Source organism: Agrobacterium sp. M50-1, from assembly GCF_049843495.1.
Taxonomy (GTDB): domain Bacteria; phylum Pseudomonadota; class Alphaproteobacteria; order Rhizobiales; family Rhizobiaceae; genus Agrobacterium; species Agrobacterium radiobacter.
In genome coordinates this window covers 1-18,439 of the sequence record NZ_JBBHZH010000003.1, presented here as the reverse complement: position 1 = coordinate 18,439, position 18,439 = coordinate 1, and the positions used below count along the sequence as shown (strand labels likewise).

Sequence of the window (18,439 nt, the reverse complement as noted above, 5' to 3'; positions counted from 1 at the left end):
CATCTCGGTGTCCGTCAGAACGGCTTGAAAGAAGGAGCGTTCTTGTCAAAAGATTTGTCGCTCCATGGCCAAAGCACCCAGCTTCCAAGCGAAGTTGGGAAGCCGTCACGCCACCTCAAGGTGTGAGGATTCCATTCCCTGCGCGACAGGCGGCGCAGAAGACTTCGAATGCGGGTGGGAAGTGTTAAGTCGCCGAGCCACGATATCGTGGTTGAGCCACAGGACGGGACCGGAGGGTTCGGAAGATTCGCCAAAAATTAGCTGCCCCGTTGCCTTCACAACGAGACCGCTCAGGAGGTCGCTGATCATCACCTTGCCATCCCGATGCATCTGGGTGATCTCGTTTGACGTGCCAATGGTCAGATCGGCCTGTGCCTGACTGTTTGCCATGGGCCAAGCCGAAAAGACATAGAACGGGCGCATGACCTCGCTGGCCTGCATGGCGGCGATCTTCCGGAAAACATCCTTCATGGTTAAGCCATCGGCCAGAAGCTGCTGGCAGGCCTGCCACTGTTCATCTGCCCATTGGCCGCCGTTTTCTTTCTTCAACGCAAGCAGCAGCGGTATGAGGGGCAGCTCGATACCCGTGAACACATCGGACGAGTTGGTCCGGATTTCGGGACAGTTATAGACAGTTGCCTTGATCCCTGTCGCCCAGGCTTCCTCTGCAATGCCTTCGAGCCGCATCTTCGCATATCCCTGGGTGTAGTTGGTATAGGTCTGCCAACGATAGCTCCCATCGATCAGGACCGCCGATCCATGATAACCATAGGCCGTATATCGCACTTGTCCGCCCGAAGCTTCGACGCGCTCGCGGATCGCCCTGCTGAAATCAATGAGATGGCGAAAGGTGTTTGCGGAGACATCGTCAAAATTCTGCAGAATGAGCTTTCCCATGTCACTGTCGAGCAGGGTCTGCGAAGACATGTGGCGGGCGCCGGTTCCCTTATAGATTCGATTGGCGACGACCAGGAATACCTTCGCCTTCGGAATGCCCCCAGCCATTGTATGGGCGAAGAAAACATTGCGGCCAGCGCCAATCATTCCGTCTAGAACGGTCATGACCCTTGAAAGCGACTCCGTAAAACGCGCAGTAGCGATGTCGCGGCATTGCCCGACATAGTCCCAGTCGAGCTTGTCGTGTTCCCAGCTCTCCAGTGTCATCTTTGCCAGGAGATCGGTGGGAGTTGGACCGTCTGCGGGCGCATCGAGATCGAAACCCGCCATAAGAGGTATGTTGATAATCCTGCCGCCCAGCTGGGCCTCCGCCGAAGACAGTTCCTCGGCGTCAAGCGGCCGGAGCGCGTTGTTCTCGTCGCGCCGCCCGACGGTGATCCCCACAATCTCCATTCCAGCCCGCCTGGCTTCGTCAAGCAAGCCGGTGGCGTATCCGCGGCCGAATAGTTCGCCGAACAATACGAAAACATCGCCCTTACGGAAGACCGTGTTTTCGGAAAGACTATTCAGTGCAATCGGATTTTCCATACTGTCAACTCTTTGCCTCGCGTATCGTAGAGCAATGGCTCACACGACCTGTGATAAAGACATGACCGCATAGTCGCCGGATGGGAACTCATTTTCGGTGACCGTTCATTTCAAAACGTGAAATCAATCCCCTGTTGTTCTTACACTGCAGCGAAATGCCAAAGCCGTTGGAGATAGGCGCACCGATACCAAAACGAATTACTTCGAAACGCTCGTCTACGGATGCTTGAGAGGCTATCGGCGTTTCCTGAGGCGCAAAGCAACCCTATTTTTTTGTGCCGGGAGGCGGCTTGCATCGAGACTCATGCAATTTACAAAGTTCTTGGTACAAATCGAACTGGCGACACTGCTGTTAACGGAGGCTCCGTTTCCAACGATATGTCGACCCTTCGACATGATGGACACGCGGCGAAACAGCCACCATAGTGTCGAAAAAGCGGCGTACCAGACCGAGGCTCAATAGCGGGGCGAACCAACGGACGGGGCCGAAATACCGGTGAAGGCCGAACCTTTGCGGGAACGAAGGAACAGTCCGGACAACGGTCCGCGCCTTGGTCGATACAGGTTCGGCCTGCGTGCTGGCTCGGTTTGATACACTACTTGCATGAACTGGTTGTCCCTCTCTGGAGGATAAGGCTAATGAAAATGCGATTTCTCAGTGAGGCTGTTCTCGCCTTGATGCTTTCCACCGCAATCGCCTCCGCGCAGCAGGCGTCCGACACGGTGGCGCCCGAGAAAGCAACGGATGTTGCGACTGCCAAACGTATCGAGTCAAAGAGCTTCATGGTGGCGGCGGCCAATCCGCTGGCGGCCGAGGCGGGGCGCGACGTGATCGCAGCGGGTGGCAACGCCATCGATGCAATGGTGGCGGTGCAGGCCATGCTCGGCCTCGTTGAACCGCAGAGTTCCGGTCTCGGCGGCGGCGCCTTCCTAGTCTACTACGACGCTAAAAGCGGCAAGCTGACAACGTTTGACGGCCGCGAGACGGCGCCGATGGAAGCCACGCCAAAGCTCTTCCTGGATGACAACGGCCAACCGCTTAAATTCATGGACGCAGTGGTCGGCGGCCGTTCCGTTGGCACACCGGGAACAGTGCGGCTTCTGGAGGAAGCCCACAAACGCTATGGAAAGGCGGAGTGGGCAAGCCTCCTGAAGCCGGCGGAAACGCTGGCTACCGAGGGCTTTAAGGTGTCACCGCGCCTTGCCTCCCTGATCGCGTCCGAGGGCGACCGGTTGAAGAAATATAAAGAGGCGAGGTCATATTTCTTCGACACCTCCGGGGCCGCACTGCAGACCGGTGCCCTGTTGAAGAACCCGGCCTATGCCGAAACGCTTGCGGTGCTCGCCAAAGGGGGTGCCGATGCTTTTTATAGAGGGAGAATTGCCGAGGCGGTCGTCGACACTGTGCGTGGGGCACCCGACAATCCCGGCGTGCTGTCGCTGACCGATCTGTCCAACTATCGCGTGATCGAGCGCGAACCTGTCTGTCTCAATTATCGTGCTCTTGATGTGTGCGGCATGGGACCGCCCTCTTCGGGCGCCATCGCCGTCGGCCAGATACTCGGCCTGGTGGAGAATTTCGATTTAAGGAGCCTGGGGCCGAAAAACATTGAAAGCTGGCGCATTATCGGCGATGCGCAGCGTCTCGCCTTCGCCGACCGCGAGCGTTACGTCGCTGATACCCATTTCGTGCCACTGCCGATCAAGGGTCTGTTGGACAAGTCCTATCTGGGCGAGAGGGCAAAGCTGCTGGACGGCGACAAGGCGCTGGCCAACGATGCCGTCAAGGCTGGCGAGCCGCAATGGGACCACGCGCTAGTTTTCGGCCGTGATACCGCGCTCGAGTTGCCTTCCACAAGCCATTTTGTCATCGTCGACAAGGATGGCAACGTGGTCTCGATGACGACGACGATCGAAAATGGCTTCGGCTCGCGTCTGATGACGAACGGCTTCCTACTCAATAACGAGTTGACGGACTTCTCCTTCAAGACCCATGACGGCGGCCTGCCGATCGCCAACCGCGTTGAGCCCGGCAAACGGCCGCGCTCCTCCATGGCCCCGACTATCGTGATGAAGGATGGAAGACCCCTGCTCGCCATCGGTTCCCCCGGCGGCAGCCAGATCATCGGCTATGTGACACAGGCGCTGATCGCCTACATTGACTGGGGCATGCCGGTTGAGGCGATCGTCGCTCAGCCGCATCTCATAAACCGGTTCGGGACCTACGACATCGAGGCTGGCACCAGCGCGGAAGAACTGATCGGGCCGCTGAAGGCGCTGGGTTACGAGGTGAAACCGGGCGAGATGAATTCCGGTTTACATGCTATCGAGATAACCGCCCAGGGCTTGGCCGGCAGCGCCGATCCACGACGCGAGGGAATGGTTGTAGGGGAGTGAAGGCCCGGCCTGCGAAAAGACGGCGGCCTCAAGAGACAGAGCATAGCGTCGTGTGGAGGCTAGGTGACTACCCCGCGTGGGTGTCCTGTTTTTAGCGAGGAAATCGTAGGGAACAGGACATTACGTCCAAAAACAACTCTTCCTGCGCCATTGAAGCCGTCAAAGCGTCAGAGAATTCCTGAGTGCACGTCGGGGAACTGGTTGTAACCCACTCCGTTAGTTGTCTGCATGACCAATGGAGGACGGCATGAAGAACTTCGCCCTTTATTACTGGCCAGTTCCTTTTCGAGGTCAGTTCATCCGCGGAATTCTGGCCCATTGTGGGTACTCCTGGGATGAATACGATGTCGATGCGATTGAAGGAATTATGGATTGTGGGGTGGAAAAGCAGCCGGTTGCCTTCATGGGGCCACCGGTTCTGATTGACCGTGAGCGCAATTTTGCGATCTCCCAGATGCCGGCGATCGCCATATACCTCGGTGAGCGGCTGGATATGCTGCCGACAACTGTTGAGGGCCGCGCACTCAGCGCCAAGATCGTTAACGATGCCAATGATGTCCTTGATGAGTTGACTCTCGACGGCGGGCGAGAAATGTGGACACCTGAAAAGTGGGAGGAATTCATCCCTCGTTTCCAAAAATGGGTCCGTATTTTTGCGGATACCGGAGTACGAAACGGCTTGAGTGCTACTTCCGGCTTTATGCTCGGAACGGAAAAGATCGGCGTTGCAGATATAGTAACCGCAATCCTTTGGACGACTGTAGCGGACCGGTTCCCGGCCATTAAGGGCCTCATTGAGGACACCTCACCCATAATCTGGGGTCTCTCCAGAAGAGTGGGAGCTACAGCTCCGCTGGCTGCCTTGAACCGCAAGAGTTTTGAAGACTATGGCAACGCTTATTGCGGAGGAGAGATTGAGAAGTCGCTCCGAAAGGTAGCGGGTTGATTAACGTCTGCACGGCGCCATAGCTTTGTCTGCTTTGCAGCCGGTCCAAAGTCTTGAAAAGATACGCGCCGCCGACGCATTATTTCCACAACCCCGCAGTTGAAAGAGACCCGGACCGACGTTTGACCTTCAAACAATTTCGATCACTGGGATTTACAACTCCACTTGGTCGTAAGCGCGCCGGCGCGCTCTGATGGTGTCCAGATTGTCGTGGACCCAGAAGTTAAATCCCTCAAGGGCGTGCAAAGCTCCATGGGCGATCTCTGTCAGCTCGTACTCGACACGCGGCGGCACCTCGGGAAAATAGTGACGCACAACAAATCCCTCGCGCTGGAGATTACGCAGTGTGAGCGTCAGCATGCGCTGCGTAATCTCACCGACATCTTTTCTCAATGTCGAAAAGCGGAGCCGATGATCTTCCGCGAGAGAAAGACGCCAAAGAACCGGCATAGTCCATTTGTCACTCAGCAGGCTGCAGACCCCGTTTGCCGGAATGGGTCTTAAGTGTCTGCCATTTTCTGATCCGCGCACTGGGCCGGCATCGATCTGTTTTTCCAAGGGTATCATCCTTGTGCCTGATGCTGAAAAATGTGCCGTCTTCCGGCAGAATTACATTCGTATATATAGACGGTCCTTGTTTAACGCGAGGGTTTCAAGTGACCAATAGCAAGCACCCAATTCTGGTTTTCGGCGCCACGGGAAGGCAGGGAGGGTCTGTCGCCAAAGCCCTGTTGAAGGTGGGATGGCCAGTTCGCGCACTCGTTCTGGATTCCACCAAAACTGCATCGCTGCAATTGCGGAATGCAGGCGTCGAGCTTGTGCAAGGTTCATTTGAAGACACCAAAGTAATCCGCACAGCGATGAAAGACGCTTACGGTGTTTTTAGCGTACTACCAGCAAACCTGGCTGCCGAAGACGAAGTCCGTCATGGTATATCGATTGCGGATATCGCTGCCGAAACCGGCATCGACCATTTTGTTTATTCGTCAGGCGCCAGCGTGGGGAATGAACTGACTGGCGTTCCGCGTTTCGACGCCAAGCCTCGTATCGAAGCCCATATTCGACAGCTCGACATGACTACGACCATCATACGGCCGATGATTTTCATGGAAATGCTGGTGAGGCCTGGCTTCGGTCTGGATGAGGGCCGTCTGGTGTCCCTGATCCGATCCGACCATTTCATTCAGCTTACTGCCGTTGAAGACATCGGCAGGTTTGTTGCAGCCGTGCTTGCCGACAAGTCCCGCTTTGGCGGCGCAACACTTAAGATCGCAAGCGATCGACTGACCGGGCATGAACTTGAGGTCGCTTTCAGCGAAGCAGCCGGTCGCTCGATAACCTATGAACGGTTTCGCGATGACGTTCTCGCTGCAAACACGGATCTCGCGCATATGGCAGAGAGCCTGGTAGACGGGCCGCTCGCCGAGCTCGTCGATCTGAAAGTCATGCACGAAATTAACCCCAACCTTCTCACTTTCAGGTCCTGGCTCGCTGGCGATGGGCGTAAGCTGCTCGATGCAGCCTTGCAACCGTCGGTCTAGTGACATACGCCAGCCTCAATAATGACAAGCGAACCACAACGGCTACCGAGCAGACGTTTGCAGCTCATCAGTCACGCGCCAAGGCTTCGATCGGGTCCAGCTTTGCCGCATTTCGGGCGGGAAGGAAGCCAAAGACGATTCCGATCAGGGTCGAGCAGGCGAAGGCCACCATTATGGAGCCCGAAGAGAAGATCATTTTGAAATCGGGGCTCAGCAAATTGAAAAGAGCGCTGATCCCGAGGGCGAGCATCACTCCCATGAAGCCGCCGACAAGGCAGACCATGATGGCCTCGATCAGGAACTGGGAAAGGATGTCGCTGCGACGCGCGCCGACGGCCACACGAACGCCGATCTCTTTGGTACGTTCGGTCACGGACACCAGCATGATATTCATCACACCGATGCCACCGACAATCAGCGAGATCACGGCGACTGACGAAATCAGCAGCGTCAGGGTTTGCGTGGTGGTCTCGATAGTCTCGCGAATGGTCGCCGAGTTGGTAAGGAAGAAGTCTTTCGCGCCATGCCTACGCTCGATAAGGCGGGAAACTGCGGCTTCGACATTGCCCGGGTCGACATCGCCACTGATGCGGACCGTTATGCCGTCGACGTTCGGACGACCCAGCATGCGGCCCATGACAGTTGTGTAAGGCGCATAAACGGTCAATGTATCAATCGCCGGGCCGAGGGAGTTTTCCCGTTTCGTCACACCTACAACCCTCGCCGGCATCGTGCCCAGAAGGATGACCTGCCCCACCGGGTTAACCCGGTCTGGAAACAGGTCTCGCGCAGCATTTGCATCAATCACCACATTCTGGCTGTAGGCGGTAACGTCCTGGGCATCGAACAGTTGTCCATGCGCCAGCTCAAGACCCCGTACACGAAAGAAGTCCGCGCCAACTCCGGTGACTGACGCATTGACGGCCACGGCGGCGCGCTTGACAGTTACGCTTGTCGTGACGGTTGGTGTCACGCTGTCGACATAGGGCTGGTTCACCAGCGCTTCGGCATCGGCGGGAACCAGGGTCCGTATCTTGCCCGCTTCCAGATCGCCGAAGCCTTTCCCTGCCCGCACCTCGATCGTGTTGGTGCCGAGCGAACTGATACTGCTCAGAATTTGTTGCTGCGAGCCGGCTCCCAGTGCCGAGATAGCCGCCACCGAGGCGATACCGATGATGATGCCGAGCATGGTCAGAAGCGAGCGCATCTTGTGCGCCCAGATTGCCGCGCCCGCCATACGAAAGGCTTCGGTCATCCGATCAATTGCGCCGCGCCAGCCAGCGCCCGGCGCGTGCTCGCGGATGGGACGGTCCGTCGCGGCGGATTTGGATATATTGCGCTCGTCGGAAATGATAACGCCGTCGCTGATCTCGACAACCCGATCCGCGTGTTCGGCGATCTTCTTGTCGTGAGTGACGAGGATGATGGTGTGCCCCTCGGCGTGAAGCTCGCGCAGGATCTTCATGACTTCGGCGCCGCTGTGCGTATCCAGCGCTCCGGTCGGTTCGTCGGCCAGAATTATCTCGCCGCCATTCATCAGGGCGCGGGCGATCGACACCCGCTGCTGCTGGCCGCCCGAAAGCTTGCCCGGGATATTGCCCGTCCGCTCGGCGAGGCCCAGCCGGGTCAACAAGGAGATCGCTCGCTTGTGCCGGTCGGATCGGCTGCGTCCGGCATAGATGGCCGGCACCTCGACGTTGCTGGCCGCGCTGAGATCGCCAAGCAGATGATAGCGCTGGAAGATGAAACCAAAACGCTCACGGCGTAGCGCCGCGAGTTCGTCCACGGACATCTTCGAGGTCTCGCGCCCTTCGATCCAGTAGCTGCCGTCCGTCGGACGATCGAGGCAGCCAAGGATGTTCATCAGCGTCGACTTGCCGGAGCCCGAGGCGCCAATGATGGCCATCATCTCGCCGGCCTCGATGTCGAGGTCGACGTCTTTCAGCACCCGCACCATCTCGTCGCCTGCGGGGAAAGCGCGGGATACCCCACGTACGCGGATCAGTGGTTCCGTCATAGCGCGCCCTATCGCTTCGCCGCGGCCAGTTGAGCCTGGCCATCCGTGCGTTCGTCCGTGGATGCTCCCAGGACGATGGTCTCGCCTGCCTGAAGACCGCTAAGGATCTGGATGTCCGCGCCGTTATCGATGCCGACCTGGACCTGCCGGATCTGGACCTCGCCCATCGCGTCCAGTATGCGGACACGCGCCGTATCACCGGCCCGTGGCGCGCCTTCCACTGCGCTCAGCGGAATCAGCACGGCGTCGCTGACACGGCTCAAAACGATGGACACCTGCGCCGTCATGGAGGGCCGCAGGACCCCGTCCGCATTCGCCACGTCGATCAGCCCGGTGTAATAGACCGCGCCGTTGGTTGAGCCAATCCGGCTCGCGGCGGCGTTGCTCTCGTTGGCGATGGAGGCCGGGGCCGGTTCCACCTGTCGCAACTCCCCATCGAAACGGCGCTTCGGGTCGCCAAGAATGCTGAACCAGACCGGCAGGCCCCGCCTTACACGCACGACGTCAGCCTCGGAGATATCCGCGCGCACCGTCATTGTATCCAATCGTGCGATCATGACGATGGTCGGCGCGGTCTGCAGGGCATTCACGGTTTGACCCTCGTCAGTGACGATAGCGACCACTGTGCCGGCGATTGGGGCAGTGATGCGGGTATAGTCCAACTCTATACCCGCGGACTCCAGCGCGACCTGCGCTTGGGCGACCTGAGCGTCCAGCGACTGAACCTCAGCCCGCGCGGTGTCTCGCATCGCAGCCGCAGCGTCATACTGGGCGCGCGGCGTGGAACCACCTGCCAGCAGGTCACGCTCGCGCTCGAAATCCTTCTCGGCTTTCACCAGACCGGCCCTGCGCGCGGTGTGAACGGCGCGGATGTTGGCCAGAGCGGCCTCGCGGTCCCGCAAGGTGTTGCGCCGGGTCTGGGAATCGATCTCGGCCACCAATTGGCCAGCCTCGACGATGTCACCGATCTTGACAGCCAGATGCTCAATGCGACCCGAGGCCTGAGCGCCGACACGCACCAGCTCGAGCGGTTCGAGAACCCCGGTCGCCAGCACCACCTCTTCAATGTCACCCGTTCGCGCCTGCGCGGTCACCAGTTCAAGCTTCGCCGGCGGACGCAGAAACAGGAGCCAGACGACCAGCAGACCGACAAGGGTTGCCGCCGCCAGGATGAAACGCTTGCGGGTAATGTGTCGTGTCATTTAGTCGTGGCCCATGCTATTGAAATTTGCGGGCTTTCTCTGTCACGAGAGTTACCTGAAAATTACGGAGAGCGGTCGTCGCGCCTATCCGTTTGGCACGCGCTGTAAGATCAACCGATCAGCAAAGAGTGCTTGCAATGTGGATGGCGTGCCAAAGATTGCCCGCCAGACATCAAGCGATCGCGGCCGTGCTCAGCCAACATCGACGGATGAAGACGCCTTGAACTGTTGGCGCAAGCGACGCCCCTACCGGTGCTGGAAAACGCGCTTCTCGTGCCAGCGTACGGCAAATGTGCTGCCCTTGCCTGGAGCAGACGAAAGCTCAACATAGCCGCCGTGACGGGTCACGATCTCGTTGACCATGCTGAGTCCCAAACCCGCACCTGAGCCGTGAGGGCTGACCCGGTAGAACGGTTCGAATATGCGCGATTGCTTATCGCCGGCAATTCCGCAGCCCTGATCGGCGACAGTCACGCTGCCGTCAGCCTCAATACTGACCGATATCTGTCCTCTTCCGCCTCCGTACTGGACTGCATTACGGACCAGATTGACGAATGCACGCTCCAGAGCTTCGGCATCCCCGGGAACGAACAGGTTTTCCGCATCGCTATCGAACGAAATCTCGTAACCTTCGGCAATCGCCAGTGGAGCAAGGTCGGCGACCACCTTAGACACAACGCTGTTGAGATCGACAGGTGCATCCTGCTGGGGCTTCTGCCGGTACTTCTCGGTGTCGAGAAGCTGGTTCGCGATTGCTGTAAGTCGCTTGATGGCCGTCTGCAGGTGTGTCTTGTCCGCACCTGGTGAAAGCGTATCGATTCTTACCTGCAGGACAGCAATCGGCGTTCGAAGTTCATGGGCCGCGTTGACGAAGAAGCGTTCCGTGGCCTCGAAGCCGCTATCGAGACGACGCAGCGCCCTGTTGATGTCGCGCACCAGGCGAAGCACCTCATTGGGCAAGCCCCGCTCTTCCACCAAAGCGCCACGTGTGTCGAGGTCGATCCGGTCGAGGTGCCTGGTCAGATCGCTGAAGGACCGCAAAGCCCAGCGTGTGACAAACGGGACGCCAATCAGGGAGATGGCGACGAGGATCAGCGCCGGCACGCCGATGGCAAGGTTCCCCAGCAGCACGGTCACACCATATTGGGACATCGAAACACCGCCAGCAAAAATCGTTGCCTCACCGGCCTCTGTGTCGAAACGCTCCATGCGGGCGACACTCAACGGATCATTCAGATCACCATGGAGCTCGACACTTCTGAACGTCCGCAGGAATGTCATGTTGTCGGCAATTTTCCCGGGAGGCGCTCCGTGTGCAAGGACAATATCTTTGCCAAGGTCTGCCACGAACCACAGGTCAGGCGCATCCTCGATAATCTCTTTAAGTTTTGTCGTCGGCACCAGACTGGCCCGGCCATTCGGCTCTAGACGGACCGAGTCTGCGATTTCCTGAGACAGCCAGATGGACGTGATCGCCACATCGGGCTTGAGGCCAGAAAGGAGATAGAAAACCAGGCTGAGCGAGGCGATGACCGCGCAGAGCTGCAGGACAATAAAACCAAAAGTGAATCGCCAGCGAAGGGATGTGCTGGTCAGCCTATTTCTGCTCATGAAGATAGTAGCCTATGCCACGAATGTTCTTGATAACAATGTCGGCCTCCGCTTCGCCAAGCTTTCGGCGCAGGCGAGACATGTTGGACTCCAGTGAGTTCGACTGGATTTCGTCGTCAAAGGAATAGACCTGCCCCTCAAGGGACGAACGCAACACGGTACGACCACGGTTTCTCAAAAGAGTTTCGATGATGAGCAGTTCCCTTCGGGTGAGCGCAAGCCGGACGCCGTTGACATGCACATCGCATGAAACCCGATCATAGGTAACGTTTCCCGCCGACAGGACGAAGGGGCCGGTTGTCGGCACCCGCCTCAGCACAGCGCTCATTCTGGCAATCAGCTCGGGAATTTCGAACGGCTTCGGCAAATAGTCATCGGCGCCGTCATTGAGGCCGGAAATTCGCTCGTCGGTCGACCTCAGAGCGGAGATGATGATCGATCGCGTATTTGAACCCGTACGGTGCAAATCAGCGAGGAAGGTACTGCCATCACCATCCGGCAGTTGCCGGTCGATAAGGACAATATCATAATCCGCCATGGCGATTGCTTCTCGCGCCATCGCCAGATCTCCAACGGCGTCCAGCACGATGCCATGCTGCGAGAGGGCCGTCCTCAAGGCATCCGTCATTTCCGGATCGTCTTCGATAAGCAGAAGTTTCATAGTGGCCTGATCGTGCAAGTCCCGGACAGCTGTTCTCAAGAATTCTAACAGCAAATTTATATGTATGTTTTAGATAAACTCGACTGTCATGACCGACTGGCCGCCAACTTAATCGGCGGTCCAGATGTCCGTCACCGGAGAACCGAAACCTGCTGAGTATCCAGCTGGCTTTTAGCCCCCCGTCGCCAAGGTCAGCTCCTTATCGGCAGCGGCCGTAGTTATCCCGATATCTGCAACCGTAATCGCGTCGGTCCCGATGTTCCCAGCGATCGCGCCGGTTCCTGTCGTTTCGTTCACTGATGTTCCCAATCACAGCCCCTCCCGCGCCACCCGCGGCGGCTCCCACTGCAGCACCTTCCCACGTGCCACTCGCCAGCCCGCCGATGATTGCGCCACTGGCCGCACCAATACCGGCACCCTTTTCCGTCTTGCTGCACGCCGTCAGCGTCAAACAAATGAATATGCCTGATATGATCTTTTTCATGTCTGTCCTTTCGATCCATCGCCGCTACGGTCGCTCTTCGACCGTTGAGACGCGCCAAGGCGACGACGTATGGCCACCGAAAATTACGTGGAAGTTACGCAGAACCGTCGACACCGACACCATTCGAACGCGCAAAGTCGTGTAGGATGCGCGTTTTCGCGATCAGCAATTCTCAGGTAATTCCACCCGCCTAGTCGACAGGCTCCGACGTCCGCTGTTTCTGCTCTTGAGCGGAATCGAACAATCGTTCACCTAGTTAATGACATTGGCGGAGTTCATTAGACTAGCAGCAATTTATTTCTGCAATGACAGCGAGTACCGGGTATGTCGACGTTCACCCGTACGCGTCAGCGCACCGATCTCAACGAGCTGCTGAAGGTCGCGTGTAGCTGTAGCGCGGGATGTGTCTGTGATCGAAATGTAGTTTTCGGCACTTAGACCTCCCTTGAAGCCAGCCGTGCCTTCCTTGAAGATGCGCGCGACTACCTTTTCCTGCCGCTTGTTCAACCGGCCTCGAAAACGATCGTAGAACTTTGCTTTCTGAATGAAAAAATCTACCCGCTCAAGCGTCGCCTGTTGGGCATCCAGGATCGTTTCTGAAAAGAAGATGATCCAGTCGGTGATATCAAGCGTGCGCTGGTGCCGCTCAAGCTCGGAGTAGTAGGCCTTCCCGGTCTTCTCGATTGTGAAGGCGAGTGAAATGAGACTTGGCTGCCCTATGTTTTGCGATAGGAGAATATACGGCCTTATATGGCCAGTTTGATTATCTACCGGAAATCGCCCCCGCTTCTGAATGGCCATATCGACTGGACGATGATCAGTCAGGCCTGTGGGATCGAAGCCGAGGTGACGGCAGAACTGAAAAAGCAGCTCCGGCCAGGCCTGGATGCAATCATCCGCTGGCTCGGCGCACCCATTTAAAGGAGCAAGCGCGGCAGATTTGATCCATTGGCGTCAGAAGTGGGACCCAAAACCGGTTACCGGACGGATTTTATGACCGACCCGGAAGTTATCGGAAGAGGGCAAAAAGTCGTGTTTGCAAGATAGACCCGAGTACACACCGAAGCCGTTCTTACCGGGAATGTCGCAGGGCCAATCTGCGCATTTGCGCAGTATCGAATGGGCAGATTTCGTGGTTTCTGTCGCGCAGCAGACATCCGGGCCGTGGCGCTTTGCCGGTTGTCCGCCCCGATCCCGGCATAGCCCCTAGAATTCGACAGCAGAACAGCCTTGGAACAGAAAATCAATTCTCACTTGTCTCGCAGATCGCTGCTCACCTTGGCAATCAGCTCATTTCTGGCGGCAGGTTGCGAGCAGGTTCCCAAGACGAAACTCGAAGTTACCGCGGCTACCCTGCCCGAAAACAAAAATGAAACGACGTCAGCCGCAAAAACGGCGAAGGACAACAGGCCAAAGCCTGCGGGTACCGGTTTCGCTTACGACGAAATTTATGCGGCGCTGGCGGATGGCGGCTTTGACGTTCCAGCAGTCAATTACCGCGCCATTGACCCACAATACCTCCGACAGGAGGTCGAATACATCACCGCAGAGCCTGCCTATTCAATTGTCGTAGATACAAATGAGAGGTTCCTCTACTGGGTTCTTCCCCGTGGCCGAGCCATACGTTACGGCGTCGGGCTCGGAACTCAGGGACGATCATGGAAAGGGCGCGCCGTCGTTCAATGGAAACAGAAATGGCCAAGGTGGAAGGCGCCGGACGATATGATCGCCCGCAACCCTGAACTCAAGCCATATGGTGTTGAAGCAGGCGGAATGGCCCCCGGCCCCAGGAACCCTCTCGGCGCGCGCGCCATGTACATTTTCCAGAACGGCAAGGATACGCTTTATCGTATTCACGGATCACCGAGCTGGAGAACCATAGGTAAAAATTCCTCCTCGGGTTGCGTCAGGATGCTGATGCAGGATGCGATCGATCTTTATGATCGAGTGAAAGGAAAGACGCCCCTTTTGGTCATCTGATAGCGTTAATCTGAGCGCGCAATGATTAAGAATAACCGCCGCGGGTCAAATTTACGCCATAAACGACACCATATCTCGCGGTCGTTCGGTTTAGCGGATCTGGGGCCTTTCGGTTGTAGAAACGTCAGATCGCAGCGCTCCAGACCTCGTGATTGAGGCGTGGGGCAACACATATCGAGCAGCGGGAGAGACCGATATCTCCCGACATCGGCGCCGACGGAGCAACCACCCCGGAAACTCTCAGGCAAAAGGACCGCTGCAAGATCATACAAACTCTGAAAAGCGAGCTGATGCTCGCGCCGATGGTGTAAGTTCGCCGAAACAAGGTGAGCGAATCTCTCAGGCCAATGACAGAGGGGGTGCCAAAAGCCCAGGAAAAGGGCAAGGAGCACCTATGGCTGGAAGTCACCCTTCCCTATCGACAGTCGATTGCGTTGACGCAGTTTCAAGACCATTTTCATTGACGGTGGCGGCAATTGCATTTGCCGCACACGACCCTGGCAGGCGTGGCGCATTCCGGCGCGTCGGCGCTCGTGTCAGCCGGCTTCAGCGGCGGCATTTCACCCCGGTCCCCTTCAAAAATTGAACAGCTCCACGCGGTTTCACCGGGCAACGCGCTCGACAGGTGTGGCGCAAGCACCTCACGACCCGCCTTCTCGCGATGAGACCGCTACGCGGTTCTTGTACGAACAATACCTAATTCAGGAAATTTAAAATGGTCGATTGGGAAGATTTGCGATTTTTCTCCGCCTTCGCTCACCACGGGTCGATCACGGCAACCGCCAAGGCGCTACGCGTCGATCATACGACTGTAAGTCGGCGCATCACATCGCTGGAAACCTCGCTTTCCGTGAAGCTCGTTGATCGCAGGCCAAGATCATATGTACTGACCGATATGGGCCGCGACGTCGCGAACTTCGCCGAGGAAATGAGCAGGTCTGCATTTGCTCTGAGCCGTTGCGCCGGTTCCGGCCAGAACGGTATCGAAGGTGATATCGTGGTATCCGCCCCGCCATCGCTGCTCTACAGCTTCATTGCGCCGCAAATCTCCACGCTGCAATCTCAGCATCCTGACGTAAGGCTCCGTCTTGTCGGTACCATGGAAGCGATGTCCCTCTCCAAGGGAGAGGCGGATATTGCCATCAGCCTGAAGCGGCCGAGCGAAGCCACGCTGGTTGCGCGTCGCCTCGGACAATTGCCCTATTTCCTCTATGCCGACCCTGCCTACCCGACGAGAAACGGCCCTCCTCTCTATATCAGTTACGATGATACCATGCGGGAGTCGGATCACTATCGCTGGCTTGATGAGAGGCTTTCCGCCGACGAGGTGTTCATGTGCAGCAACGACCTGCGCATACAGGCGGCGGCCGCCGCCAGCGGCTGTGGGGTGGCACTGCTGCCCGCCTACCTCGCCGCGGAACACGGTCTTGTGAGGTTCGATCCACTCGATCCCGGCGTCAGGATCGACGTTTGGCTGGTGATCCACGAAGACGTGCGCGACACGCCGCGGATACGTGTTGCCATGGACTTCATCAGTGAAAGCCTCAAGCCCTTGTGGTGTTCCTGATTATGCGCAGATCAAGCCTGCGCCATTGCCGAATTTTCCGGGATTTGGCGCGGTGTAAAATGCCGCGTGACAGGGTCTGTCCTGCGCGCGTGCAGTGACCGGTTGTACCTGCCCGCATTCCCACCCTATTCCCGATACGTGAGCGTGGAGTATTTTCATGTCTTTGATTGCTCGTTACAGGAGAGGTACCGTCGGATACCTTGTTCTCCCTGCCAAAAAACGCAGCGCAAAAACATCCGCTCGAAATTGTCAGCGGGTGGGCCTGCTAATCGTGGCATTTGCGATCGGTTATGCCGCGATCGCAGTCCGCCTTCTGCAATATGGCTATTTTTCCGAGAGTGACGCGACGGCGAGTATTCCACGATCTCCCAATATAATCGCCTCCCGCCCCGACATTCTGGACCGCAGCGGCCAGCTTATCGCAACGGATATCAATCTCATCTCGCTTTATGCAGAGCCTCGCCGCGTTGTTGATGCAAATGAGGCCATCGAAAAGCTCGCCTCTGTTGTTCCCGATCTGGATTGGGCTGATCTGCACAGAAAACTAACGTCTGACTCCGGTTTTCAGTGGATCAGGAGACAGCTTACGCCCCGCCAGGAAGCTGAGATCATGCGCCTTGGCATTCCGGGCATCGGATTCAGACCCGAAAAGCGGCGGTTTTATCCTGGTGGGCCAGTGGCATCTCACATTGTCGGGCATGTCAACATCGATAATCAGGGGCTGGCGGGCATTGAGCGCTATCTCGACAGGCAAGGCCTGGCAGACCTGCGTGGAGCTGGCCTTACCGATCCCACCCAGCTTGAACCGGTCCGGCTGTCCATCGATTTGCGCGTTCAGAGCATCGTGCATAACATCGTTAGCGATGCCTTGAGGAACTATCGGGCGGAAGCGGCAGGTGCCGTCGTAATCGATGTCGACACAGGCGAGGTTCTCGCGATGGCGTCCGTCCCCGACTATGACCCGAATGAGCCTTCGCGGCGCCTTGCCGATGGCACGATCGACAGGGACTACGAAAAGGGATGGTTCAACCGCATGAGCAATTCAGCGGTCGAAATGGGCTCGACCTTCAAGGCGTTCACCCTTGCCATGGGGATTGATGCAGGCGTCGTCAATCTGAACTCGGTCGTTGATGCCTCCCGCCCGCTGAAGATGGGTGGTTTCATCATCAGGGATTTTCACGGCCGAGGACGGCCGCTGACTATCCGGGAAGTCTTTCGCTACTCATCAAACATCGGCACGGCAAAAATCGCTGATCTCGTTGGCCTGGAAAGTCACCAGCAATTTCTCTTCAGACTGGGCTTGTTGTCAAAGATGCAGACGGAGTTACCGGAAATTGCTTCGCCCGCAGCGCCAAGGAACTGGAAAAAGATCAATTCCGCAACGATTTCCTTCGGTCACGGTCTGGCCACGACACCGTTACAGACAGCTGCGGCTGCGGCGGCCCTCGTAAACGGTGGCATATTTCGGCACCCGACCTTCATCGCCGACAACGGGAGGCGTCACCAAATCACCGGCAGACGTGTCCTGCAGGCCTCGACCAGCGCAAAGGTCCGCGAGCTGTTCTGGTACAACGGCACCCAAGGTTCGGGCCGAAACGCCCAGGTGGCCGGTTTTGATGTAGGTGGGAAAACCGGGACAGCGGAAAAGGTTATCGATGGCAAATACGCGAAGAACCTGAACTTCAATACATTCCTCGCGGCATTCCCCATGCACCGCCCTCGTTATCTGGTGCTGTCGATCATTGACGCCCCGCTTTCCGGTGAGCGTGGCGGGCGCCTGGCGGCCTTCAATGCCGCGCCGATGGTGCGCGACATCATCGAGCGCGCCGCACCACTCCTCGGGGTTCGACCGTCATTCGGGAACCCGCAGGCATATCCTTTGATGAACTACTGAATAGGCGATGAACCCATGTCATTCGCAGATACTGAATTTTCAGATTATTTGATGATCTTTCCCCCGACGGGCAACATTATCCATATTCTCTATTTCGTTGCGATTGTCGCAGAGGCCATGACAGCCGCACTCGCCGCCGGCCGTCGCGAAATGGATTGGATCGGCGTATTTCTGCTTGGATGCATTACCGCCCTCGGCGGTGGAACCGTGCGCGATGTTTTTCTGAACCACTATCCGCTATCGTGGGTCGAAAATCCCAGCTATCTCCTCGTGACGGGATTATCTGCGCTGGCGACGATCCCGATCGCCCGATATATGTATCACCTGCGCAAGATGTTCCTTTTTCTTGACGCGATAGGACTGGTCGTCTTCACCGTCATCGGCTGCCAGATTGCGTCAAACCTCAACCTGCCGCTGGTTGTCGTGGTGGCGGCAGGCGTGCTGACTGGATGTCTGGGCGGCGTACTTCGGGATATCCTGTGCAACGAAGTACCGCTCTTGTTTCGTTCAGAACTCTATGCAACCGTCTCGGTCTTTACGAGCCTGATCTACTTGATCGTGCCCCTCCTGGGGGTTTCCCACGCGATATCCTCGCTCGTCGCAATGGCCCTCGGGTTGATGCTCCGGCTCCTTGCAATACGCTTTAACTTGACC

At 57.4% G+C, this 18,439-nt stretch carries 14 protein-coding genes, 1 pseudogene and 1 riboswitch; of the genes and pseudogenes, 7 read left to right on the top strand and 8 right to left on the bottom strand.

Going from position 1 to position 18,439, the window contains the following annotated elements:
- Nucleotides 1–105: 105 nt before the first annotated feature.
- A complete protein-coding gene (locus WDZ78_RS07660; RefSeq protein WP_425672718.1) occupies nt 106–1,485 on the bottom strand; it encodes an enoyl ACP reductase FabMG family protein in 1,380 nt (459 codons plus the stop codon).
- A 639-nt stretch (nt 1,486–2,124) separates the two neighbouring features.
- Here WDZ78_RS07660 and ggt point away from each other — a divergent pair.
- Together ggt and gst are read left to right on the top strand one after the other, a co-directional pair.
- Entirely contained in the window at nt 2,125–3,882 is a 1,758-nt protein-coding gene (gene ggt / locus WDZ78_RS07655; protein ID WP_425672959.1) for a gamma-glutamyltransferase, read from the top strand.
- 247 nt (nt 3,883–4,129) lie between these two features.
- A complete protein-coding gene (gst, locus tag WDZ78_RS07650; RefSeq protein WP_026363353.1) occupies nt 4,130–4,828 on the top strand; it encodes a glutathione S-transferase in 699 nt (232 codons plus the stop codon).
- A 153-nt stretch (nt 4,829–4,981) separates the two neighbouring features.
- Here gst and WDZ78_RS07645 read toward each other — a convergent pair whose 3' ends face one another.
- Nucleotides 4,982–5,395 carry a winged helix-turn-helix transcriptional regulator gene (locus WDZ78_RS07645; protein ID WP_020008968.1) on the bottom strand — a complete coding sequence of 138 codons (414 nt, stop codon included), beginning with the start codon at nt 5,393–5,395 and terminating at the stop codon, nt 4,982–4,984.
- An 89-nt stretch (nt 5,396–5,484) separates the two neighbouring features.
- On the opposite strand from WDZ78_RS07645, the gene WDZ78_RS07640 reads away from it, so the two are divergent.
- The gene (locus WDZ78_RS07640) at nt 5,485–6,369 is read left to right on the top strand and encodes an NmrA/HSCARG family protein (protein ID WP_425672717.1); all 885 of its coding nucleotides are present in this window, start codon (nt 5,485–5,487) and stop codon (nt 6,367–6,369) included.
- A gap of 67 nt (nt 6,370–6,436) precedes the next feature.
- On the opposite strand, the gene WDZ78_RS07635 is transcribed toward WDZ78_RS07640, so the two are convergent.
- From WDZ78_RS07635 to WDZ78_RS07610, 6 genes and pseudogenes are all read right to left on the bottom strand, one after another.
- Complete coding sequence (locus WDZ78_RS07635; protein WP_425672716.1) at nt 6,437–8,386, bottom strand: MacB family efflux pump subunit; 1,950 nt, start codon at nt 8,384–8,386, stop codon at nt 6,437–6,439.
- A gap of 8 nt (nt 8,387–8,394) precedes the next feature.
- A complete protein-coding gene (locus WDZ78_RS07630) occupies nt 8,395–9,588 on the bottom strand; it encodes an efflux RND transporter periplasmic adaptor subunit (RefSeq protein ID WP_425672714.1) in 1,194 nt (397 codons plus the stop codon).
- A 246-nt stretch (nt 9,589–9,834) separates the two neighbouring features.
- The gene (locus tag WDZ78_RS07625) at nt 9,835–11,199 is read right to left on the bottom strand and encodes a sensor histidine kinase (protein WP_425672713.1); all 1,365 of its coding nucleotides are present in this window, start codon (nt 11,197–11,199) and stop codon (nt 9,835–9,837) included.
- Entirely contained in the window at nt 11,186–11,860 is a 675-nt protein-coding gene (locus WDZ78_RS07620) for a response regulator transcription factor (protein ID WP_425672712.1), read from the bottom strand. Before WDZ78_RS07620 ends, WDZ78_RS07625 begins: the two co-directional genes overlap by 14 nt.
- A gap of 199 nt (nt 11,861–12,059) precedes the next feature.
- Nucleotides 12,060–12,344, bottom strand: a complete 285-nt coding sequence (locus tag WDZ78_RS07615) for a YMGG-like glycine zipper-containing protein (protein WP_081629420.1) — start codon at nt 12,342–12,344, stop codon at nt 12,060–12,062.
- Between the two features lie 294 nt (nt 12,345–12,638).
- Nucleotides 12,639–13,076 (bottom strand): annotated as a pseudogene (locus WDZ78_RS07610) (Fic family protein); the annotation flags it as partial.
- A gap of 498 nt (nt 13,077–13,574) precedes the next feature.
- Here WDZ78_RS07610 and WDZ78_RS07605 point away from each other — a divergent pair.
- The 4 genes from WDZ78_RS07605 to WDZ78_RS07590 form a co-directional block, all read left to right on the top strand.
- The gene (locus tag WDZ78_RS07605; RefSeq protein WP_425672711.1) at nt 13,575–14,324 is read left to right on the top strand and encodes a L,D-transpeptidase; all 750 of its coding nucleotides are present in this window, start codon (nt 13,575–13,577) and stop codon (nt 14,322–14,324) included.
- Nucleotides 14,325–14,496: 172 nt separating this feature from the next.
- Nucleotides 14,497–14,590, top strand: a riboswitch (glycine riboswitch).
- 449 nt (nt 14,591–15,039) lie between these two features.
- Nucleotides 15,040–15,891, top strand: a complete 852-nt coding sequence (locus WDZ78_RS07600) for a LysR family transcriptional regulator (RefSeq protein ID WP_425672710.1) — start codon at nt 15,040–15,042, stop codon at nt 15,889–15,891.
- A 157-nt stretch (nt 15,892–16,048) separates the two neighbouring features.
- The gene (locus WDZ78_RS07595; protein WP_425672709.1) at nt 16,049–17,785 is read left to right on the top strand and encodes a peptidoglycan D,D-transpeptidase FtsI family protein; all 1,737 of its coding nucleotides are present in this window, start codon (nt 16,049–16,051) and stop codon (nt 17,783–17,785) included.
- A gap of 15 nt (nt 17,786–17,800) precedes the next feature.
- Nucleotides 17,801–18,439 (top strand): trimeric intracellular cation channel family protein (locus WDZ78_RS07590; RefSeq protein WP_425672708.1); only part of this gene is annotated, 639 nt, incomplete at its 3' end.